Source organism: Aurantimonas endophytica, assembly GCF_014196845.1.
In the GTDB taxonomy this organism is placed as follows: Bacteria; Pseudomonadota; Alphaproteobacteria; order Rhizobiales; family Rhizobiaceae; genus Aurantimonas; species Aurantimonas endophytica.
In genome coordinates this window covers 509,954-531,711 of sequence record NZ_JACIEM010000003.1, presented here as the reverse complement: position 1 = coordinate 531,711, position 21,758 = coordinate 509,954, and the positions used below count along the sequence as shown (strand labels likewise).

Sequence of the window (21,758 nt, the reverse complement as noted above, 5' to 3'; positions counted from 1 at the left end):
CGCGGACGAAACCGTCATAAATCCTCCACCAACCCACGGCTTGCGGTGGCCGCGGCAATTCGCCTAGATGCCGGCGCCGCCCGGCCAGCCAGCGTCGGTGCAAGGGACGCGTCGACGAACCGGAGACCCAGCCATTGGATGATCGGGCGCATCCCGTCAGAGGGCGCATCGCGACCCTCGTGAAAGGCTATCCGCGCCTGTCGGAGACCTTCATCGCGCAGGAGATCGCCGGGCTCGAGGCGCGCGGCATCGACCAGCTGATCGTCTCGCTGCGGCAGCCGGCGGAAGGGCAGCTGCATCCGGTGCATCGCCGGATCCGCGCCGAGATCCTGTATCTGCCGGAATATCTGAAGGACGATCCGCAGCGGGTGCGCGCTGGCCGGGACTTCGCCGAGCGCCAGCCGGGTTATGAGGCCGCGCGCGAGATATTCGAGGCCGATCTTGCCCGCGACAGGACGGCGAACCGCCATCGCCGCTTCGGCCAGGCCTGCGTCCTTGCCCGCGAACTGCCGGGCGACGTTCGCTGGATCCACACCCATTATCTCCACACGCCGGCTTCCGTCGCCCGCTATGCCGCGGCGATCCTCGGCGTCGGCTGGTCGTTCTCGGCGCATGCCAAGGACATCTGGACGAGCCCCGACTGGGAACTGCGCGACAAGCTCGCCTCCGCCGCCTTCGGCGTCACCTGCACCAAGGTCAATCTCAAACAACTCCAAGGCCTCGCGGCCGATCCGGCACGCGTGCGGCTGGTCTATCACGGCCTCGACCTCTCCGAGGTCCGCCCGCCGGCGCCGCACGGCCGCAAGGGGCCGTTCCGCATCGTGACGATCGGGCGCACCGTCGAGAAGAAGGGGTTTGGCGACTTGGTCCGGGCGCTGGCCAGGCTCAAGCATCGCGACTGGCATCTCGACCATGTCGGCGGCGGCCCGCTGACGGAGAGGCTGAAAGCGCAGGCGGCGCGGGCCGGGATCGGCGAGCGCATCACCTGGCACGGGGCGCGCGAACGCGACTACGTCTTCAAGCTCTTGGGCGGCGCCGATCTCTTCGTCCTGCCCTCGCGCATCGCCCGGTCCGGCGATCGCGACGGCTTGCCGAACGTGCTGATGGAGGCGCAGGCGCACCGACTGCCGGTCGTCTCGACGCGCATCTCGGCAATTCCCGAGCTCGTCGAGGACGGCGTCACCGGCCTGCTGGTGGAATCCCGCGACCCGGCAGCGCTTTCGGCGGCGATCGCCCGGCTGATGAACGAGCCGGCCCTGGCCGCCGCGCTGGCCGAAGCCGGCGAGGCGCGGGTGCGCGCCGCCTTCTCGCCCGAGCCCGGCATCGACGCGGTCGCGCGACTGCTGCGCCGCGCCGCCGAGCACCAGGAAGCGTGAGCCGGGCACTGTTCCCGCTGGCCGCCGCGCGGCTCGACGCGGCGCGGCAAGCCGGATGCCGCCTCCACCTGTGGTGGCGCGACGACGACGTCGAGGCGCCCGGCGCCGCGCTTGACCGGCTGCTGGCGCTGCGCCGCGCGACGGCGGTGCCGCTGGCGCTGGCGGCGATACCGGCCGGCAGCGGGCGCGCGCTCGCCGACAGGCTCTTTGGCGAAGCGGACGTTGCCCTCCTGCAGCACGGGCTCTGTCATGAAAACCATGCGCCCGGGAGCGAGAAGCGTGCCGAATTCGGCGACCATCGGCCGCCGGGCGTGATGCGGGAAGAGGTCGCGGCCGGTCATGCGGCGCTTGCCGGCCTCTTCCCGCGCCAGTTGCTGCCGGTCTTCGTGCCGCCCTGGAACCGCGTCGGCGCCGGGTTCCGCACCGCGCTGCCGGGGCTCGGCCTGCCGGTCCTCTCGATATTCGGCCCGGCTGCCGGCGCCCCGCCGCATCAGGTGAACACCCATCTCGACATCATCGACTGGCGCGCGAGGCGCGGGCTGTCTCCGGCCGAGGCCGACGCGCGGCTCGCCGGGGAGATCGCACGGCGCACCGCCGCCGGATCGTTGAGCGAGCCGATCGGCCTGCTCAGTCATCATCTGCAGCACGACGAAGCGGCCTGGACGCTGCTTGCCGGGCTGCTCGATCTGCTCGCGCCGGATCCACCCGTCGTCTCCTGGCCCGCCCTGCCGTCGCTTCTGGCACCGCCAGCGCGATAGACCCGCCACGGCGCGGCACGCGCCGGGCCTCGGCCCTCTGCGCCGTCTTCCCTCTGCATAGTCGTGCGGAGCGTGGCGTCAGGGGCAGCGCCCGTCCTGTCATGACGCCTGACTCGGTCCGTCCGTCGCTGCATGTCCGACCATCGTCCACACCGCACACCGCACGACGGAGACCGCACCCCGCACGCCGCCAGCCGGCGACAGCCGGGCAACCGGCGCCAGAGCGGCCGCGACCCCGGGGACGGATGCCCGCGGTCTTCTCGCTGCCTGTGCCCGGGGGACGGTTCATCAGTCTCGTCTAACGCGATCTGGCGAGGTTTTCCCACCCCCGGCGGGCGCTCCGCCGGTCGGCGGAGAGGACCCCGTGCCTTTTCGCTTGTGCCGAGGCACCCGGCTTTGATAAGAGACCGGCGCGCTGACAGGCGCCGACCATGCCTCGGCAGTTCGGCGGCGGACGCGGGCGGCCTTGGCCGCACCGGTTCAGCCCGCCGAAGAGACGATGCCGCCCGGACGATGCGGGCGGACGGCCGGAGAGGTGGCAGAGTGGTCGAATGCACCGCACTCGAAATGCGGCATACGGGCAACCGTATCGGGGGTTCGAATCCCCCCCTCTCCGCCATTTAGAATTCACTCTCCGCCAATTTCAAAACCCCGTTCTTCCGGCATTCTGCCTCCCCGTCCCTTCCGTTGTTTGCTTCGATCAGCCGGCGTCACCAAACGCAGGCGCGGCTCTAAGTGCCGGCAAGGCCAAGCTGCTGCTGGGTTACGGAAGCGGCATTGTAGCAATGGAACGCGGTAACCTTGCCGTTCTCAAGACGGAAGACGTCGCAGCACGGCACGTCGATCGTCCGCCCGGTCGGCGCCAAGGTACCCGAAGGAAGCGGCAGGTCGCCCTTGTGCGTCCCGCGAATGGCGAGCTCGACGACGACGACATCTCCCGTGACGTAGATCTGGAACAACTCGCGGTGGATATCCGGAAAGGCCGTGGTCAGCGCGCCGATGTAGTCGCCGATGGCCTCGCCGCGCAGCGTCGCTCCGGCGGGAATGTCGGTCATGTATCCATCGTCGGAGAAGGCGGAAACGAACGTCTCCATATCGAGGCGGTCTCCTTCCGCGACAGCGTAGAGCTCCCGAATGATCGTCTCATTGTCACGCATGGCGTGTCCTTTCGGTTTTTGATTTTCCGTTCCTCGGCGCATGTTCGCACGGTCGCGAACCTTCTCGGCGTCCGGTCTAGATCTGCGCCTGTCCGCCATCGGCGAAGAGTTCGCTGCCATTGACGAAGCTGCTCTCATCGGAAGCCAGAAAGAGCGCCGCAGCGGCCGTTTCGTCGGGCGTCCCCATCCGGCCCAGCGGAACCTGCGCTTCCATCGCCGTGACGAAGGCCTGCTTTGCCTCCGCGGTCGGGGAGAGCGAGAGCCCGTGCAATCCCGGGGTCGAGGTGGGACCCGGGACGAGCACGTTCACACGGATCCGGCGGGGTGCCAGGTCGAGGATCCAGCCGCGGGCGAAGCTGCGGATCGCCGCCTTGCTGGCACCGTAGACGCTGAAGGCCGGCGAGCCCGTGCTGGCCGCCGTTGACCCGGTCAGGATCACCGAGGCGCCATCGACGAGAAGCGGCAGCGCCTTCTGCACGGTGAACAGCGTTCCCTTGACGTTCGTCGCGAAGGTGCTGTCGTAGTCCTCCTCGGTGATCTCGGAGAGGGAAGCGAACCGGCCGCCGCCGGCATTGGCAAACAGCACGTCGATCCGGCCGGCTTCGTTCCTTACAACGTCATAGAGCCTGTCGAGATCGCCTAGGTTCGCGATGTCGCCTCGGACTCCCCGGGCACCGTTGCCGACCTCGGCTACCGCGGCATCGAGCTCACGCTGCCGGCGTCCGGTCATGAACACGCGCGCGCCTTCTTGCGCGAAACGTTTGGCGCTCGCCAGCCCAATGCCGCTGTTGGCGCCGGTGATGACCGCGATCTTGTTGTCGAGCCTGCCCATCGTTGTCTCCTTTGACGATGACAGCGATGTAGACAGGCGCGCACATCACGACTAGTACATACCAAAAGGTAAGTGCTGGATTTCGATATGAGCGAAAGTGATCCCGATTGCGGCCTCGACGTCGCGCTGGCCGTCATGGGCGGCAAGTGGAAGCCGCTGATTCTGTATCATCTCGGGCACGGCCCGAAGCGGTTCGGAGACCTTCGCCGGTTGGTGACAGGCATCAGCGAGAAGGTGCTGATTCAGCAGTTGCGCGAGCTGGTCGGGGCCGGCGTGCTGGTCAGGCACGACTACCGGGAAGTGCCGCCGAAGGTCGACTATACCGTGACGCCTTTCGGCCAGACGCTTGTCGAGGCGCTCCGGCCACTGTGCGCGTGGGGAACCTCGCACCGAGTTTACGTCGAGGGGATACTGGACTCCCCTGTGGTTGATCAGACTTCTGCCAATCGAACGTCGTGACAGCCGACTGGGCGCCCTGGAAGAGGGAAGGTCGCGGGGCTGGTGAAGTACGCCCGGTCGAACTTCATGACGCCGATCCCGCACGCGGTGAGCTTCGATGAGTTGAACGCCATGCTGGCCGAGCGATGCCACCGACGGCAAGGGCACACGGCAGCGCTTTTCGACAGGGTCGGCTCTTCAAGAGGCCGCGTTCACAATGGACGAGGGTCAGGCGGTGAGCGGCGTCTGCATCACGACGATCGGCGCGTGGTGGGGGACGCGCTCGTAGAGATCGATCACTTCCTGGTTGACCAGCCGGACGCAGCCCGACGAGGCGGCCGTTCCCATCGTCCACCATTCCGGCGAGCCGTGGACCCGATAGAGCGTGTCCTCACCGTTCTGATGGATGTAGAGCGCCCGCGCACCCAGCGGATTGCCGATCCCCGGCTCCATGCCACCGTTCGCCACCGAGTAGCGCGCCAGCTCGGGCTTGCGCGCGATCATCTCGGTCGGCGGCTTCCAGCGGGGCCAATGCTGACGCCAATGGACGATGCCGCGCCCTTCCCAGGTGAAGCCGATCCGCCCGATGCCGACGCCGTACCGCATGGCGGTGCCGCCCACCTCGACGAGGTAGAGGAAGCGGTTCGGGGTGTCGACGACCAGCGTCCCGGGCGTCTCGCCGGTCGGGTCGAGAACCTGCTGCCGGAAGAACTTCGGATCGATCTTCCAGTAGGGGACCGCCGGGATCTCGTAGCCGTCGTCGAGGACCGCGGCGTAGCGGGCGTCCAGTTCCGGTGTACGCAGTGCATCGATACCGATCGTCGCCGCAGTGACGGGCGGAAGAACGGGGGCGGGTTGGAGGGAGCTTGAAAGCGGCCGGCTGCCCCGCGTCACGGCGCAGCCAGCGGAAAGGACATTCATTGCGACCGCGCCGAGAACGAAGGCGCGGCGCGACAGGGGAGAGGCGGTCAAATCGTTTACTCGGGCTCATGGCGGAAGGCCCCAGTCTACATCTTGCCACGCCGCCCGATATCCAGTTATGAATTATGAGAACCATAACCGATTGGAATGCGGTGAGCGCGCCTGTCGTTCTTCGTCGCTTGTCCAAGGCAAGAGTGGACTAGTTCCCTTGCGCGGCAGACTGGCTTTCACATGGGCGGTGCGGGTGAAGCGCTCCGGATGGTGATTGCCTTACGAAGCAGGGATCGCGGAGTTCGAAATGGATCTGGCAGCCGCCCTTCGCGCTTTCACCCGGACGGTCGAGCGCGGTTCGATCACCGCGGCCGCACAGGATCTCTCGATCTCGCAGCCGGCCGTCTCGAAGCATATCGCCAACCTCGAACGGCGGGTGAGAGCGCGCCTTCTGGAACGTTCGGCTCGGCTTGTCCGCCCGACGCCGGAGGGTCAGGCGCTCTACGACGCGAGCTGGTCGGCGCTTGCCTCCATCGATGCCGCGGTAGAAGGGCTCCATGCGACGACGGGGCGCATCGAGGGGACGATCCGCGTCCATGCGCCGTCGTGCATCGGGGGCAAGTATCTGCATCCCCTCCTCATGCAATTCCAGCGCATCCATCCGAACGTCTCATTCGAGCTGATGCTCGAGAACCGCACGGTCGATCTCGTCTTCGAGAACTTCGACATGGCGTTCATCCATGGACGTCCGAGCGCCCAGGACCTGATCATTCGCCGGCTGGGTCTCGCCCGCCGCATCCTCGTCGCCAGCCCGGCTTTCCTTGCAGAATACGGTCCGGTCGACACGCTGGAGCGACTGTCGCAGGTCCCGCTCGTCACGACGGCGCGCTCGATGACGACGAAGAACCGGCTGGCGCTGCTGTTCGAGGGCTCGTCGACGGAGCTGGAAGTGCGTTCGATCCTGCAGAGCAACGATGCGCATGTGATCGGCAGGACTTTGCTCGAAGGTCACGCCGCCGGGCCTGTGCAGCATCTTCTGGTCACGGGCGAACTCGCGTCCGGACGACTGGTCCGTATCCTCCCCGACTGGGAAGTGCGTCCCACCGAACTGTTCCTGGCCTATCCGTCCGTGAAATTCATGCGCCCGGCGGTCCGCGCCTTCGCTGATTTCGTCCTCGATAACCTGCAGACCGTCGAGGGCATCGACAAGGCGTGAGGGACGGCCCTCGTTCGGGCGCCGCGGCGGCACATCCGACCTTTGCGCCAGGGGAGGCACGTCTGCGCATCCTCCCCGATGCCCATACGGATCAAGCGGCTTCAGCCTTGATCGCGCTTTGGAACGCGGCAAGAAAGTCGTCGCGGCCGATCTGGCCCATGTCGACGGCCTTGGCGTTGCCGGCCGCGATGAAGGTCACGTCGGTGATCCCGATGACCCTGAGGATAAGCCGGAGATACTGGGTCGCAATGTCGCGATCCGCGAGGGGGGAGCCCTTCGTGTAGGTGCCGCCGGAGGCCAGTAGCACGGTTGCCTTCTTGCCGGTCACGAGGCCGCTGCCGTCCATTCCCAGCGTCATTCCCTTGCGCACAATGTGATCGATCCACGCCTTGAGGGCAGCCGGCACGTTGTAGTTGTAGACCGGCGTTGCGATCACGAGGTGATCGGTTGCCAGCACCTCAGCCACAAGCGTGTCCGACAGGCGCAGCAGCTGCTTCATGTCGAAGGAATGCTGTTCGGGCGGCGTGAAATAGGCCGCAAGCCACGGCGCGGTTACGAAGGGCAGGTCGGTTTCCATCAGGTCGCGCTCGACGATCTCTCCGTTCGGGTGGGCCGCCTGCCACTCGGCAACGAAGCGCCGGGTGAGGCCGCGTGAGATGGAATGGTCGCCGCGTGGACTGGTTTCGACAACGAGAAGCTTGGTCATGGGGGGTCCTGTCTCAGCAGAGGTCGGCCGAGGCAGATCCGCAGATCCGCTCGACGTGGCGTGACCGTCGAAGGCTCGCGGAGCACTTTGCCTGCCTTCGCAAGCACGATCGCCGCCTTGAATCACGAATGTCAGTGACATCGCGGTCTATGTGCCATCTGGACTGGTTCGGCAGGAGTGATAAAGATATGATCATCTCTATCGGCTGAGGTGATGGATGATTGGGAGCCTGACGCTCGATCAGCTGCGCGTTCTGGTGACCATCGCGGAGACGGGCAGCTTTTCGGCAACCGGGCGCAAGCTCGGGCGCGTGCAATCGGCGATCAGCCAGACCGTCGCAACACTGGAGAGCGTACAGGGTGTCAACCTGTTCGACAGGTCGGGGCACCGCCCGCGCCTCACTGACGTCGGGCATGCCCTGGTCACGCAGGCGCGGGCCGTTCTCGCCGGCGCAACGCAGTTTGAGGCGCTGGCGGCGAGCACGCGGGAAGGTGTCGAACCGGAGCTGGCGGTCGCGATCGATCCCCTTGTGCCGACTGCGGCCCTCATCGACAGCCTGCACGCGCTGCGCGCGGCCTTCCCGCATCTGCCGCTCAGCTTCTCGACGGAGGGCCTGGGCGGGGCCGAACGTCGCCTGCGCCAGGGCAATGCCGCGCTGGCATTCTGCGTCCTTTTGCCGGCGGTCCCCGACGACATGGTCGCGCTGCCCCTTCTCGGCATCGACTTGATCCCTGTCGTTTCGGCGGGGCATCCGCTCGCCCGGCTCGGCCGCCCGGCAACGCGAGCGGACCTTGGCGAGCATGTTCAGCTCGTGCTGTCCGATCCGGCCGCGCCCCATGGACCCAGCTACGGAGTCCTCGGCACCAAGGCGTGGCGCTTCGTCGAACTCGGCCGGCGGCTGGATTTTCTCGTTGCGGGGCTGGGCTGGTGCCGGATGCCCGAGCAGCTCGTGTCACGACTGCTCGCTGATGGACGATTGGTGCGACTGGTCCTGGAGGACGATCCGGCAACGGGTCCCGGACCCTTGACGATCTATGCCGCCCACCTCCGCGACCGTCCGCTCGGGCGAGCGGGTGGCTGGCTCCTCAACGATCTCAAGGCACGTTTGACTTGAAGTCGCCGCTCTCGCTGACTGATTTTCACGAATGCGGCGTGCGGCGATAGCATCTGCTTCCACTTGCGGGGCTATGCGTTGCAGACGGGCTTATCCTGCTTTCGCAACGGGCGACGACGCCCAGTCCGAGCGTATGCACCCGGTCGACGGGCTCGTCGAAACATAAGGCAATCGTTCATCATCCCGCCTCGCGGTAGGCCCTCCCGCCAGGAACGCCAATCGCCTTCGCAAAGCGGCGGATTGATCGTCTCCGCCGATCGCAAGCCTTGCCGCTGGAGACGCCGCACGGAGAGCCGCCCGCCGCCGCGCGGCTATCCTGCCGCGCCGCCAGGAAGCAGACACGTTGCGGCGGCCGGGGTCAGGCGTCGTTGTAGACCCAGGCCCCCTTCGTCCCGAGCGCCTTCGCGAAGGCTTCGCGCCCGCTTCCCGCCAGCCACGCGCGGAATGTCAGCATTCCCGGATTGATCCTGCGCAGCGCCGCGAGATCGGCATGGCCCGACAGCGGCCCCGCATCCAGCAGCGCGGTCAGCTTGGCGAGGAAAGGATTGGCGGCCAGAACCGCCTCGGAGAACCGGGAATAGGCGATGGGACGACCCGCAGCTTCCGTGAAGAGGGCCTCCAGATCGAGTCCCGACGCGCGATCGCCGGCGATCTCGAAGCTCCGGCCGCCGAACCGGTCGGGATCGGCGAACACCGCAGCGACGATCTTGCCGATGTCCGCTACGGCGATGAACTGCATCGACTGATCCGGCCGGGCGAAGAACGTGAACCGATCTTCGTCCAGTCCGAAGCCGGGCATTGTCAGCATCTCCATGAACACTGCCGGGCGCACGATGGTCCAGGTGATCGGCAGCGTTCGCACATGCGCCTCGATGCGGGCTTTCGTATCGAAATGGGCAACGCCCGTCGGCTCGTCGCCGACGGCGCTGCCCGAACTGTAGACGAGATGCCGGACGCCGCTCTCGGCCGCCATGTCGGCGATGGCGATGCCGTAGCGAACCTCCTCCTCGTCCGTCACGGTGCCGCCTGGGGAACTGGGCTGGACGCTGAAGACGCCCCGGACGCCCTGCATCGCCGAACGGATGGCTTCGGAATCGTCGAAGCTTCCCTGGATCAGTTCGGCGCCCGCATCGCGAAGCGCGATCGACCGGTCGCCGGCGGGGTTCCGGACGAAGGCCCGGACCGGCCACTCGGCCTTCAGCAGCGCGTCGGCGACGGATCCGCCCTGCTGGCCGGTGGCACCGAAGACCAGAACGGGCTGCGGATTCTGCGGCATGGAGGTCCCTCCTGTTGGCTCGAGGGTTACCGATATATACTGATGCCGCGGCGCCGGAAGACGGCACATTTGCCAGCGTCAGGCACAGGAATGATACGAATGGAGAGACTGATCCATGGGCGGCCCTACGCGGAAACGGAGCATGGCCCCGTGTTCCGCCCGTGCGCTCCGCACAGCGTCCTGGCGCGGCTGGGCGACAAGTGGACCATCCTCGTCATGAGCCATCTGGCGGTGGCGTCCGGACACCGGCTTCGCTTCTCGGAGCTGAAGAAGGGGATCGAGGGCATCACCCAGCGCATGCTAACCGTCACGCTGCGCAATCTCGAGCGCGACGGCCTTCTTCTGCGCCACTACTTCCCCGAGGTGCCGCCCCGGGTGGAATACGAGCTGACCGAAATGGGCGCGAGCATGCTGCCTGCCCTGGAAGGCTTCACCACGTGGATCCGGGAAAACTGGCCCCGCATCGAGGCGTGTCGTCGCGTGCACGACGAGGGTCAGGACCGAACCGTGGTGCGGAAGGCCCGATCGCCCCGTGCGTGATCCCATCGGTTCAAACGTCAGGTTCCTGCATGGATCGCTACGATGAAATGATCGTCTTCCTGCGTGTCGTCGAGATGCGCAGCTTCCGCAAGGCGGCCGAAACGCTGGGCATCCCGGCATCGACCGCGAGCGACGTGGTCAAGCGGACGGAAAGCCGCCTGAAGGTCAAGCTGCTCGAGCGGACCACCCGCGTCGTGGCGCCCACCCCCGACGGCGAGCAGTGGTACGAGCGATGCCTGCGGATCGTCCACGAACTCGAGGACGCCGAAGCAAGCTTCGGTCTTGGCCAACCGGAAGGTCGGCTTCGCATCGATGTGCATGGTACCCTCGCGCGGCATTTCCTGATGCCGAAGATTCCGGCCTTCATCGCCGCCTACCCGAAGCTCGAGCTCATACTGTCGGAGGGAGATCGGCTGGTCGACCTCGTGCGCGAGGGCATCGACTGCGTCGTCCGGGTCGGGGTGCCGGCCGACAGCGACCTGGCGGCGCGCCGGCTGGGAGAACTGCGCGAGATCACCGTCGCGTCTCCGGACTATCTCGGTCGCCACGGCACGCCGAGGACGCTGGACGAACTCGACGGGCACCATGTGGTCGGCTTCCTGTCGTCCGCGACCGGCCGCCCAATGCCGCTTTATTTCACCATCGGCCAGCACGAGGTGGAGCGAATTCTGCCCGCCACCCTCCTGACGACCGGGGCGGAGACGATGGTCAGCGCGGCCCGGCTCGGCCTGGGGATCATCCAGGTCCCTCGTTATCGTCTCGCCGACGACCTGATGGCTGGCCGCCTGGTCGAGATCCTTGCCGATACGCCGCCTTCGCCCTCGCCGGTCTCGGTGCTCTATCCGCGACACCGCCAGCTGTCGCCGCGGGTGCGGGCTTTCCTGCAATGGGTCGGCACGATCGACTTCTCGAACTGACCGCGGTTCAATTTTTCTTGTGCGGCGCACGATCAGCCGGCCAGCGCGGGGAAGCCGCCGCTCGTCCGTGAAATCCGGGGAATGCGGGGACATTATCCGGTAATCGCGAATTCTCGCTCCGGCGAACCCGCAATTGCGCCGATACCCGTCACCTCTACCGTTCCAGGCAACCATGACACGGATCCGACGGCCAGCTGCCCGCAGGACCCGGACGAAATCCATGGAACGCAGAGGAGCCGCGGATGAGCCAAATCAGCCATAGCGAAGAGACCGACCTGCACCAGGGGCCGAGCTTCAGTCGCCGCCAGGTCATCATCGGCACCGTCGGCATCGGCGTCGCCAATGTCGCGCTGCCTTACGACGGGATGGCGCTCGCGCAACCCGCGACCGGCACCGGTAACGTCCGCTACAGCGAAACGGTCGAGCTGACCTTTTCGACCAATGGGCGGACGACGTCCGACGTCGTCGATCCGCGGACATCGCTTCTCGACCATCTGCGCGAGGCCCAGGGGCTTTTCGGCACCAAGAAGGGCTGCGACCACGGCCAGTGCGGCGCGTGCACGGTCCATGTCGACGGCGAGCGCGTCGCAGCCTGTCTCACCCCCGTCGTCCAGTGCGCGAACCGGAATGTCGAAACGATCGAGAGCCTGGAGGTCGAAGGCCGCCTGCACGTCATGCAGCAGGCCTTCATCGATCATGACGCCCTGCAATGCGGCTACTGCACGCCGGGGCAGATCATGGCGGCGATCGCCTGCGTCCGCGAGGGCCACGCCGGCTCGCGTGACGAGATCCGGGAATACATGAGCGGAAACATCTGTCGCTGCGGCGCCTACGAGAACATCGTCGACGCCATCGAGGATGCCCGCACCGCGATGGAAAGCTGACCCATGCAGCCATTCTCATACTACCGCGCCGAGACGGCGAACGACGTCGTGTCGGCCCTTTCGGGCGGCGCCCGGATCCTGGCCGGCGGCACGACCCTCTATGATCTGATGAAGCTCGACGTCGAGCACCCGGAGCGGGTCGTCGACATCAGCGCGCTTGATCTCACCGAGATCCGGATGGAGGGCGAGACCCTGGTGCTCGGCGCACTCGCCCGGATGAGCGACGCGGTCGAACACGAGATCCTGCGGACGGAATTTCCGGCCCTGCGGGAATCGCTCTGGCGTGCCGCCTCACAGCAGCTGCGCAACATGGCGACGCTCGGCGGAAACCTGCTGCAGCGCACCCGCTGCAGCTATTTCCGACATGGCGCGCCCTATGCCTGCAACAAGCGCCAGCCAGGATCGGGCTGCGCGGCGGTGGAGGGCCTCAACCGCGCCCACGCCTTGTTCGGCGGCTCGGATGCCTGCATCGCCATCTATCCAGGCGACTTCGCGACGGCCCTCATGGCGTTCGATGCGGAGATCGACCTGCTCGGCCCTTCGGGCACACGTCGCATCCCGTTGGCGTCGCTGCACCGCGAGCCGGAAGACAATCCCGAGCGGGAGACGAATCTGGAGCCCGACGAGTTCATCACGGCGATCCGCGTGCCCCGCAGCAACGCCGCGCGCGCTTCCACCTACCACAAGATCCGCGACCGGGAATCCTACGCCTTCGCCCTCGTGTCCTCCGCCGTGGGCCTCGATCTCGACGGGGATATCGTCCGGGACGCGCGGATCGCCCTCGGCGGCGTCGCGACGCGCCCGTGGCGGGCGGGCGACGCAGAACGCCTGCTCGTCGGTCGCCCCCTGACGGAAGCGACGGCCCGCGAGGCAGGGGTTGCGGCCTTCGCCGGCGCCAGCACCACGCAGCACAATGCCTTCAAGACGGAACTCGGCGCCCGCGCCGTCGCCGACGCCCTGATGATCGCCAAGACGAGGATCTGACCCATGGCCGATGGAAGCTTCCCCGAGATCGCCCGTATCGATGCGCGGGCGAAGGTCACCGGCGCGCCGATCTATGCCGCCGACCGACGGTCGGAAACGCCGATGCACGCTGTCTTCGCCGTCAGCACAATCGCGAAAGGCCGTCTGACTCAGCTGGACGTCGCCCGCGCCGAGGCGGTGCCGGGCGTCCGGCTGGTGCTGACGCATCGGGGCACCGGCGCGCTGGAGCAGGGCGGCTTCCTGCTGTCGGGGGGCTTTGCGTTTCAGAGCTTCATGCCGCTCATGTCGGACGCCATCGCCTATCGCGGCCAGCCGATCGCGATGGTCGTCGCCGACACGCTGGAAGCCGCAATGCACGCGGCATCGCTGGTCGACGCCGCCTACAGCGAGGAGGCCTTCGCGTCGTCGATCGCGAGTCCTGACGCCGGCATCATCGCCCAAGCCGAGTCGCCGCTCCCGCAGCAGCTCTTTGGGGACACCGTGGCGGGCGACGCCGTCGCCGCCTTCGAGGCGGCGGCCGTGACGGTCGACGCCGCCTATCGCAGCCCGCCGCAGCACCAGAACCCGATGGAACTGGTGGCGACCTATGCGGAATGGGACGGCGACGACCTGATCATTCACGAAGGCACGCAGAATGCCGGTGCCCTGAAGTTCGGCGTCGCGCAGATCCTCGGCGTCGCGCCCGAGCGCGTGACGGTGATCTCGCCGCAGGCGGGCGGCGGATTCGGCCAGAAGAACTCGCTGCAGATGCAGACGGCCTTCGTCGCCTGGGCGGCCCGGGAGCTTGGCGCGCCCGTCAAGATGGTGGTCCCGCGCTACCAGCTCTTCGGCAATGCGAGCTTTCGCCCGGAATCCACCCATCGCGTCCGCCTCGGCGCCGACGCAGCGGGCCGGCTCACGTCGGTCCTCTACGACGTCGATGCCCAGAGTTCGCGGCACGACCTTTTCCCGCTGGATTATGCGAATGCCGCGGCGCGGCTCTACGGCATCCCGAATTTCCGCGGCCACCAGCGGATCGTCCAGACGGATGTCCAGACGCCGGGCTACATGCGCGCGCCGTTCGAGCATCTTGCCGCCTTCGCCCTCGACACGGCCGTCGACGAGATCGCCGAACGGCTGGGGCGCGATCCGGTCGAATACCGGATGGCGCACGATACCGACACGGACCCGGTCACCGGGCTGCCACTCTCGTCCCGCTTCCTCAACGCGTGCCTGAGCCGCGGCGCGGAGATGTTCGGCTGGTCCGCAAGGACGCCCGAGCCCGGCTCGATGCGGGCGGGCGACGGCCAACTCATCGGCCTCGGCGTCGGCTGCGGCTGCTACAAGGCGGCGACGGCAGCGGCGATCGCCACCCTCAGACTGACGGAAGATGGGCGGGTATCGGTGTCGGTCGGCGTCCATGAAATGGGCCAGGGCATCCGCACCGCCCTTGCCAACGCCGTCGGTCAGATTCTCGGTATCGAGCCGACGCGGGTGGACGCCGTGATCGGCGACACGCGCGGCGCGCACCAGCATCTGACCGCCGGGTCGTGGGGCACCGCCACGGCCGTCCCCGCGGCGGTCGAAGCTGCCGAGAAACTTCTTGAGGAACTCGGTGCCGATCCCTTGGCGGCGTTGGCCGAGAGAGGCCTCGACAGCTACGAGGTGCGCGTCGAGCGCCGCCCTGCCGGCCAGCCGGAGCAGATGGCGGGCGCCCTGCATCAGGGGCGGCCCGCGCCCTGGGGCCCGGTCTACGACGAGTTCGTCGCCTATAGCTACGTTGCCCATTTCGTAGAAGTGCGGATCGAGCCGACGACGCGGCGGATCCGGGTGCCCCGCGTGGTCAGCGTCGTCGATTGCGGCAGCGTCGTCAGTCCCCGCACGGCGCCGAGCCAGGTCAGGGGCGGCGTGGCCTGGGGCATCGGCGCGGCGCTTCGCGAGGCGTCCGAGGTCGATCCCCGCTATGGCGGCTTCCTCAACGCCGACATCGCCGAATATGTCGTGCCGGTGAACGCCGATGTCGGACGCACCGAGGTCGCCTTCATCGACCGGCCCGACCCGCGGCTGAACGCTTCCGGCCTCAAGGGTCTCGGCGAGGTGGTGATGACCGGCGTCGCGGCGGCGATCGCCAACGCGACATGGCATGCGACCGGCCGCCGGCTCCGCGACCTGCCGATCCGCGTCGAACACCTGCTGTAGCCTGCCGACGGGCACGCCCCGCCGTCCGGGCTGCACAGCCGGCGCATCTTCTGCGTGTCGGTGATGCCGGCCGGATTATAGATCATCGGCTTGAGGTCGGGTCGCCTATTGTTCGGGCTGATCGTCGAGGCCGGCCAGCCATCGATCGATCAGGCCGGCACCGGCCTTTTCGAGCTGCTTTCCGTATCGCTCCGCGTCGCGGCGCAGGGCGACAGGGCTGATGCCGGCAGTCGCCAGTTCGCTGGCATGGCCGATAAGCCAGTGCTCGAACCGGGCCGAAAGCACCTCCGGGTGGAACTGCAGGCCCAGGACGTTCGGACCCCGCGAGAAGGCCTGGTTGCGGCAGAGCGGGGTGGCGGCGAGGCGGTCGCAGCCATCCGGCAGGTCAAACGTATCGCCGTGCCAGTGAAGAACGGGGATGCCGCGCAGGGCGCCCAGCGGATGGCGCTCGCCGGCACCGGTCAGGTCGAGCGGCGACCAGCCGATCTCCTTGGCCGGCCCCGGATAGACGCGGGCGCCGAGAGCGGCCGCCATGAGCTGCGCGCCGAGGCAGATACCGAGTGTCGGCCTGCCGGCTTGAAGGCGCGCCTGCAGGAGCTGCAGTTCCTCGGTGACGACGGGATAGGCCGCGTCGTCGTAGACGCCGATCGGGCCGCCGAGGACGACAAGGAGGTCAGCCCCGAGCGGATCGAGGCGCCCGATGTCGCTTTCGGCGACATCGACATAGGCGATATCGTAGCCCGCCTCCCGCAGGACCGGATCGAAGCTGCCGAGATCCTCGAAGCCGACATGGCGGAGAGCCTGTACGGATCGCTGGGGCATGAACTGTCTCCGAAAGCGTCAGGGCCGGTGGGCGGATCGTGCCGCCAGAATGTGCTCGAGATCCTTCAGTGCCGCCGCGCTGGTGGCGAGGGGCTCGGTTCCGGAGCCGATGGCGATCGTCTCGCCCATCGCATCGGTGGTGATGCGGATTGCCTTGTTCTTTCCCCGCACCTGCGCGAGCGGATCGGCGCGTGGATAGGTCTTGATGCCGACGCTGGCTCGCGCCGCGCCGTCATCGAGGACAAGGCTGCCGACGAGCTTGGGCACGAGGCCGTCCGCCTGCCATGCCTTGATCCTCTCTTCCGTCACCGAATGAATGCCCTCGACGGGGATATCGTCCATCGCCAGATCGAGGCCCAGCTCGAAATTACCCAGGATCAGGAGCTTGCTGGCGGTATCCCATCCTTCCGTGTCGTTGCGCGGATCGCTTTCGGCGAACCCGCCGGCCTGGGCTTCCCGCAACGCTTCGTCGAACCCGATCCCCCGCGTCGTCATGGCGTCGAGCAGATAGTTGGTCGTGGCGTTCAGGATGCCTTCCATCCGTAGGACTGTGCAGCCCAGGAGACTATGCTCGAGGAGGTCGATCGTCGGGAGAGACCCTGCGGTGGCTCCGCTGATCTTCAGGGTCGCGCCTGAGGCCTCGGCGAGGGCCTGCAGCTCCCGCCCACTGTGGACGAGCGCTCCCTTCGAGATGACGATCGTGTCGCGTCCGTCGGACAGGGAAGGGCGGATATAGGCAAGGCCCGGACCGCCCGTGCGGAAATCGCTGGGCCCTGCCTCGATCAGGATGTCGGCGCCGCTGGCCGCCACGAACTCCGGGCCTGACAGGCCGGCTTGCAGCGTGGCCAGCCGATCCGCCTCGAGCCCGCTCGCGTCACTCAGTCCGGATCGCGAACCGCAGACCGCGACTAGGCGAACCTCGGTTCCGTAGAGCCGCAGATAGCGCTCGCGGCGCGACAGAAGCAGCATCGCCGTGGCGCGACCGACGCCGCCGAGGCCCGCGATGGCAACCTTCGCAACGCGCATGGCTTCGATCCTTTCATTCTGCCTGGCCAGATGCAGCCTCTTGATCAAGGGCGGCATGCAGCACGCTGGAATCCAAGTCCGTCCTTGCTTGAATTCCAACGAAGCAGACGCGGCCGGCGATGCATAGTCGGGGCGACGCCGGCCGCAGCGATCCTATTGCTGCATCACGAAGTCCGGATCGATCGCGGCCAGGATCGCGTGCGCCGCTTCGATGCGGGCCGGGTTCGGCCAGAACCGGTTGGCGAGCAGCACGATGACAGTGCCGAGCTCGGGCTGGAACAGCGCATAGGCGCCGAAACCGCCGGTGGAGCCGGTCTTCGACACCGTCCCGACGGCGTCGCCGGTCACCGACGAAGCGGGCCGCTCCACGCGGTTCGGCTCGAGCACGAAGGCCGTGTCGGCGCCCTGGAGCAGGTCGTCGAGCCGCGCCGGCGCGCCGTACAATTCCCAGCCAAGGCCCTGATGCATGGCATCGACCCGGTAGACGCCGGTGCGCGCTTTCGACAGGCCTGCCTGGAGGTCGGCGTCGAGCCCGACCGGATCGATGGAAGCCTCGACGAAGCGGAGGAAGTCGCTGGCCGTCGTCTTGATGCCGTAGGCTTCCTCGTCGAAGAGCCCCGGATTGACGCGCACGGCCGAATTGTCGCGCGTATAGCCCTGGGCGTAGTCGTCCAGGCGATCCTCGGGAACGGCGAGGAACGTGTCGGTCAGGCCCAGCGGCTCGAAAATCCTGTCCGCCATCAGCGACGAGAAGGAGTCGCCGGCGCCTGCGGCAGCCAGATGCCCCGCCAGCCCGATGGACGGGTTCGAGTAGAGGCGGCTGACGCCGATCTCGTCGATCGGCTCGAAATCGCGGTAGAACTCGGCGAAATTCGTCTCGTTGACGCCATCGGGAAACTGCAGCGGCAGCCCACCAGCGGCATATGTCAGGAGTTCGAGCAGACTGGCCCCGCCGATCGGGCTTTCCGCCAGCGCCGGCAGCATATTCTGAGCCTCGCTCGACAGGTCCACGGCGCCCTCCGCCTCGAGTCGCGCCAGCAGCGTGCCGGTGAAGGGCTTCGACAGCGATCCGATCTCGAACAGGGTCTCGTCGCCCACCGTCACGCCCGTCTCGCGGGAGGCGACGCCGTAATGGAAGACGTGGCGCTCGCCGTCGTGGAGGACCGCGACGGACAGGCCGGGCACGCCGTGCTCGGCCATCAGCGGCTCCACCACTGCATCGACGGTCGCGCGCATCGCCTCGTCCGCCATCGCGGGCGTGCCCATGAGGGTGGCCAGGACGGCGCACGCCATCCTGCGCTGGATTGCTCGTCTCATGTTTCGAAACCTCGTGTCGCGTCGATAACCGCCGCCTTGAACGACAAGACGCCCGCGGCAACCCCCGGATGTCTACCGACCATCATGTCGACATGATGTGCTCGAGCCGGATCGGCAGATCGCGCAGGCGCCGCCCCGTCGCATGAAAGAGTGCGTTGGAGATTGCGGCGGCGACGCCGACGACGCCGATCTCGCCGACCCCCTTCACCCCCGCGCGGTTGACCAGCCTGTCCTCCTCCGGGACAAGGATAGCCTGGACGTCGACCACGTCGGCATTCACCGGCAGCAGATAATCGGCGAGGTTCGCGTTGACGTAGCCGGCGTTCCGAGTGTCGATCTCGCTGTGCTCGTGCAGCGCCGATCCGATGCCCCAGATCATGCCGCCGACGAGCTGGCTGTGGGCGGTTCGCGGGTTGATGATGCGTCCCGCCGCAAAGGCGCCGACGGCCCGGGGCACGCGGATCTCGTGCGTCCGCGCATGGACGCGGATCTCGACGAACTGGGCGCCGAGGGCGAACTGGACCCGGCTGGGCAGATGCGCGCCGCCTGTCGGCAAGGCCATGCCGCGATAAAGGCCCTGGATGCTCTCCGGCGGCTGGCCGTGCGCGCGGGCTTCGGCGAATTCCTCGATGACGCCCATCCCGGAGGCTTCCATCGCCGGCATCACGCTCGCGGGCGGGGCGTCCTCGATGCCGAGCCGTCGGCGGATCGCGTCGCAGGCGGCCATGATGGCGGGCGCGACACTGGCGGTGGAGGAGGAACCCCCGGCAACGACCGCCGGGGGCAGGTCGGTGTCGCCGAGCGAGACCGTCACCCGGTCGACCGGCACGCCGAGCTCCTCCGCCGCGACCTGCGCCATCATCGTGTACATGCCCTGGCCGAGCTCGTGGCCGGCGCTCGACACATGCACCCGCCCGTCGGCCGAGAGCCGGACGCGTGCAGCCGAATTGCCGGCCTGGGCGGGATAGAAGGCGCTGGCGCAGCCCCATCCGACCAGCCAGTCGCCGTCGCGCATCGATCCCGGCGCCTGTGTCCGCTCGTGCCATCCGAAGGCGCCCGCTGCCGCGTCGAAGCACTGCATCAGCGAGCGGCTGGTATAGGGCAGGCCGCCGACAGGCTCGACCGGCGTGTCGTTGACCCGCCGTAGCTCGACCGGGTCCATCGCGAGCGCATGGGCGAGCTCGTCCAGCGCCGTCTCCATGGCAAAGCCGTAGGACATCTCGCCCGGCGCCCGCATGAAACCGGGGGTCGAGCGATCTGCGCCGACGGCGTTCACGCGGCCGATGATGTTGGGGCAGGCATAGAGCCGGGCGGTCATCGACACCGCGCCCATGGCGACGCTGTCGGCCCGCGAGGTCAGCTCCCAGCCCTCGTGCCGGAGCGCGGTCAGGCGGCCATCGCGATCCGCGGCCAGCTGGACGTGATGGCGGGTCTCGGCCCGGTAGCCCGAGACGGTGAAACCCTGCTCGCGCGTCGCCACCAGCTTGACCGGGCGCCCGAGCCGTCGGGCGGCGAGGGCAACCAGCGCCGTGCGCTGGGTCAGGAACCCCTTCGCGCCGAACGCGCCGCCGACATAGGGGCTGACGACGCGAATCTTCTCGGCGTCGAGGCCCAGCTGTTCGGCGAGCCCGAACCTGATGTTGTTGAGGTTCTGGCTGGGCTCGTGGACCGTCAGCCGGTCGCCCTCCCACGCGCACTGCGTGGCGAAGAGTTCCATCGGGTTCTGGTGCTGCGCGGGGGTGGAATAGCGCGCGTCGACCCTGACCGGCGCCGCCTCGTAGGCCGCAGCGAAATCGCCGACGCCGAAGCTAATCGGATCGAGCGCCTGTTCGCTCGCCTCGGCAGCGTCCATATCGGCTGCCAACGCGGCATGCGGCCGATAGGTGACGCCGATCCGGTTGGCGGCCTCGCGGGCGGCTTCGTAGGTTTCCGCGACGACCATCGCGATCGGCTGGCCCCAGTGGGCGACATCGGCCGAGCCGAGCGGCTGCGCCGAGTCGGCGAGATAGCCGCCCTGGTAGATCGCCGGCATTTGCCGGATCTCGCCGCCGATCGTCTCGTTCGTCAGGATCTCGATGACGCCCGGAACGGCGCGGGCGGCAGAAAGGTCGAAGGCTTCGATCGTGCCCCGCCCGATCCGGCTCGTGTGAAGATAGGCGTGAGCGGTGCGCGCGAGCCGAACGTCGCTCGGGTAGCGCGCGTCTCCGGTAACCTTGGCGCGGCCCTCATAGCGTGGGAGCGCCGGGCCCATCGTGCCGCTGGGCGTTGGAAACAGCGTCTGGTTCATCCTGGGATCTCCATCGATGCCGCGTGCATCAGCCCCCGCACCAGGGTCGACTGGCCGAGCGCGATCTTGAAGGCGTTGTGGGATTGCGGGACGGCGCCGGCAAAGGCCTCCCCGGCGGCGGCGCGCGCCGTCTCTTCCGTCAGATCGCTTCCGCGCAGTGCCTCCTCGGCCGCGTGTGCCCGCCACGGCACGCTCGCGAGGCCGCCGAGCGCGATACGGGCCTGGCGCACCGTGGCGCCGTCGAGATCCAGCGCGACCGCGACCGAGGCGACGGCGAACTCGTAGGACTGGCGGTCGCGGATCTTCAGATACAGCGACCGGCGCGTCCATTCTGCGGCCGGGACGACGAACTCGGTGATGATCTCGCCCGCCGCAAGGCTCGTCTCGCGATCCGGGGTGTCTCCCGGCAAGCGGTGCAGGGCCGCGAACGGGATCGTCCGGCTGCCGCGCGGGCCGGCGATGGCAACGGAAGCGTCGAGCGCGAGAAGTGCTTGGGCAAAATCGCCGGGATAGGTGGCGATGCAGTGATCGCTCGTCCCGAGCACGGCATGCATGCGGTTGGCGCCGTCCACCGCCGCGCAACCGCTTCCGGGCACGCGCTTGTTGCAGGCGTCCCAGGACGGATCGCGGAAATAGGCGCAGCGCGTACGCTGCAGCACGTTGCCGCCGAGGCTCGCCATGTTGCGCAGCTGCGCGCTGGCCGCCAGCGACAGGCTCTGTGCGATCACCGGGTAAAGCCTGACGACGTCCGGATGGGCTGCCACGGCCGCCATCGTCGCGAACGCCCCAAGGCGCAGCGTCGACCCCTCCAGCCGGATGAAATCGAATTCTTCGCGCATCGCGCCGAGGTCGATGACCCGCTCGGGCCGGACGACATCGAGCTTCATGAGATCAAGGAGCGTCGTGCCGCCCGCAAGAAAGGCGGCAGAGGATTGCGCATCGGTGGCAAGCACGTCGCGCATTTCGAGCAGGGCCTCCGCCATCGAGGCCGGGCGCGAGTAATGGAAGGGTCGCATGG

At 67.8% G+C, this 21,758-nt stretch carries 20 protein-coding genes and 1 tRNA gene; 11 read left to right on the top strand and 10 right to left on the bottom strand.

Annotated features, from left to right (window positions below):
- The first annotated feature begins 134 nt into the window (after positions 1-134).
- The 3 genes from GGR03_RS13635 (at position 135) to GGR03_RS13625 (ending at position 2,753) form a co-directional block, all read left to right on the top strand.
- Positions 135-1,376 (top strand): glycosyltransferase, encoded by a 1,242-nt coding sequence (locus GGR03_RS13635; RefSeq protein ID WP_183208886.1) that lies wholly within the window; start codon positions 135-137, stop codon positions 1,374-1,376.
- Entirely contained in the window at positions 1,373-2,134 is a 762-nt protein-coding gene (locus GGR03_RS13630) for a polysaccharide deacetylase family protein (RefSeq protein WP_183208884.1), read from the top strand. Before GGR03_RS13635 ends, GGR03_RS13630 begins: the two co-directional genes overlap by 4 nt.
- A 529-nt stretch (positions 2,135-2,663) precedes the next feature.
- Positions 2,664-2,753 (top strand) — tRNA-Ser (locus GGR03_RS13625).
- A gap of 112 nt (positions 2,754-2,865) precedes the next feature.
- Here the strand turns inward: GGR03_RS13625 and GGR03_RS13620 are convergent.
- Entirely contained in the window at positions 2,866-3,291 is a 426-nt protein-coding gene (locus GGR03_RS13620) for a nuclear transport factor 2 family protein (RefSeq protein ID WP_183208882.1), read from the bottom strand.
- Between the two features lie 76 nt (positions 3,292-3,367).
- The gene (locus tag GGR03_RS13615; RefSeq protein WP_183208880.1) at positions 3,368-4,123 is read right to left on the bottom strand and encodes an SDR family oxidoreductase; all 756 of its coding nucleotides are present in this window, start codon (positions 4,121-4,123) and stop codon (positions 3,368-3,370) included.
- 87 nt (positions 4,124-4,210) lie between these two features.
- Between GGR03_RS13615 and GGR03_RS13610 the strand changes: the two genes are divergently transcribed.
- Positions 4,211-4,582, top strand: a complete 372-nt coding sequence (locus GGR03_RS13610; RefSeq protein WP_183208878.1) for a winged helix-turn-helix transcriptional regulator — start codon at positions 4,211-4,213, stop codon at positions 4,580-4,582.
- A 207-nt stretch (positions 4,583-4,789) separates the two neighbouring features.
- On the opposite strand, the gene GGR03_RS13605 is transcribed toward GGR03_RS13610, so the two are convergent.
- Entirely contained in the window at positions 4,790-5,533 is a 744-nt protein-coding gene (locus tag GGR03_RS13605; protein WP_246367953.1) for a L,D-transpeptidase, read from the bottom strand.
- Positions 5,534-5,780: 247 nt separating this feature from the next.
- Between GGR03_RS13605 and GGR03_RS13600 the strand changes: the two genes are divergently transcribed.
- Complete coding sequence (locus GGR03_RS13600) at positions 5,781-6,689, top strand: LysR family transcriptional regulator (protein ID WP_183208876.1); 909 nt, start codon at positions 5,781-5,783, stop codon at positions 6,687-6,689.
- 91 nt (positions 6,690-6,780) lie between these two features.
- Here the strand turns inward: GGR03_RS13600 and GGR03_RS13595 are convergent, their stop codons facing one another.
- Complete coding sequence (locus GGR03_RS13595) at positions 6,781-7,395, bottom strand: FMN-dependent NADH-azoreductase (protein ID WP_183208874.1); 615 nt, start codon at positions 7,393-7,395, stop codon at positions 6,781-6,783.
- Between the two features lie 217 nt (positions 7,396-7,612).
- On the opposite strand from GGR03_RS13595, the gene GGR03_RS13590 reads away from it, so the two are divergent.
- The gene (locus GGR03_RS13590; protein ID WP_183208872.1) at positions 7,613-8,509 is read left to right on the top strand and encodes a LysR family transcriptional regulator; all 897 of its coding nucleotides are present in this window, start codon (positions 7,613-7,615) and stop codon (positions 8,507-8,509) included.
- A 358-nt stretch (positions 8,510-8,867) separates the two neighbouring features.
- On the opposite strand, the gene GGR03_RS13585 is transcribed toward GGR03_RS13590, so the two are convergent.
- Entirely contained in the window at positions 8,868-9,785 is a 918-nt protein-coding gene (locus GGR03_RS13585; RefSeq protein ID WP_183208870.1) for an NmrA/HSCARG family protein, read from the bottom strand.
- 99 nt (positions 9,786-9,884) lie between these two features.
- Between GGR03_RS13585 and GGR03_RS13580 the strand changes: the two genes are divergently transcribed.
- The 5 genes from GGR03_RS13580 to GGR03_RS13560 all read left to right on the top strand — a co-directional run bounded on the left by GGR03_RS13580 (position 9,885) and on the right by GGR03_RS13560 (position 15,288).
- The gene (locus tag GGR03_RS13580) at positions 9,885-10,325 is read left to right on the top strand and encodes a winged helix-turn-helix transcriptional regulator (protein WP_183208868.1); all 441 of its coding nucleotides are present in this window, start codon (positions 9,885-9,887) and stop codon (positions 10,323-10,325) included.
- Positions 10,326-10,354: 29 nt separating this feature from the next.
- Positions 10,355-11,242, top strand: a complete 888-nt coding sequence (locus tag GGR03_RS13575; protein WP_183208867.1) for a LysR family transcriptional regulator — start codon at positions 10,355-10,357, stop codon at positions 11,240-11,242.
- Between the two features lie 242 nt (positions 11,243-11,484).
- Positions 11,485-12,126 (top strand): (2Fe-2S)-binding protein, encoded by a 642-nt coding sequence (locus tag GGR03_RS13570; RefSeq protein ID WP_210292125.1) that lies wholly within the window; start codon positions 11,485-11,487, stop codon positions 12,124-12,126.
- Between the two features lie 3 nt (positions 12,127-12,129).
- Complete coding sequence (locus tag GGR03_RS13565) at positions 12,130-13,110, top strand: FAD binding domain-containing protein (RefSeq protein ID WP_183208865.1); 981 nt, start codon at positions 12,130-12,132, stop codon at positions 13,108-13,110.
- 3 nt (positions 13,111-13,113) lie between these two features.
- Positions 13,114-15,288 (top strand): xanthine dehydrogenase family protein molybdopterin-binding subunit, encoded by a 2,175-nt coding sequence (locus GGR03_RS13560; protein ID WP_183208863.1) that lies wholly within the window; start codon positions 13,114-13,116, stop codon positions 15,286-15,288.
- A gap of 105 nt (positions 15,289-15,393) precedes the next feature.
- Here GGR03_RS13560 and GGR03_RS13555 read toward each other — a convergent pair whose 3' ends face one another.
- The 5 genes from GGR03_RS13555 to GGR03_RS13535 all read right to left on the bottom strand — a co-directional run bounded on the left by GGR03_RS13555 (position 15,394) and on the right by GGR03_RS13535 (position 21,756).
- Positions 15,394-16,110 (bottom strand): glutamine amidotransferase, encoded by a 717-nt coding sequence (locus tag GGR03_RS13555; RefSeq protein ID WP_183208861.1) that lies wholly within the window; start codon positions 16,108-16,110, stop codon positions 15,394-15,396.
- An 18-nt stretch (positions 16,111-16,128) separates the two neighbouring features.
- Entirely contained in the window at positions 16,129-17,136 is a 1,008-nt protein-coding gene (locus GGR03_RS13550; protein ID WP_183208859.1) for a homoserine dehydrogenase, read from the bottom strand.
- A 153-nt stretch (positions 17,137-17,289) separates the two neighbouring features.
- Complete coding sequence (locus GGR03_RS13545; RefSeq protein WP_183208856.1) at positions 17,290-18,453, bottom strand: serine hydrolase; 1,164 nt, start codon at positions 18,451-18,453, stop codon at positions 17,290-17,292.
- Positions 18,454-18,535: 82 nt separating this feature from the next.
- On the bottom strand, positions 18,536-20,740 hold the full coding sequence (locus tag GGR03_RS13540) for a xanthine dehydrogenase family protein molybdopterin-binding subunit (protein ID WP_246367951.1): 2,205 nt from the start codon (positions 20,738-20,740) through the stop codon (positions 18,536-18,538).
- Entirely contained in the window at positions 20,737-21,756 is a 1,020-nt protein-coding gene (locus GGR03_RS13535) for an FAD binding domain-containing protein (RefSeq protein WP_183208854.1), read from the bottom strand. The genes GGR03_RS13540 and GGR03_RS13535 overlap by 4 nt, the downstream gene beginning before the upstream one ends.
- Between the last annotated feature and the right edge of the window lie 2 nt (positions 21,757-21,758).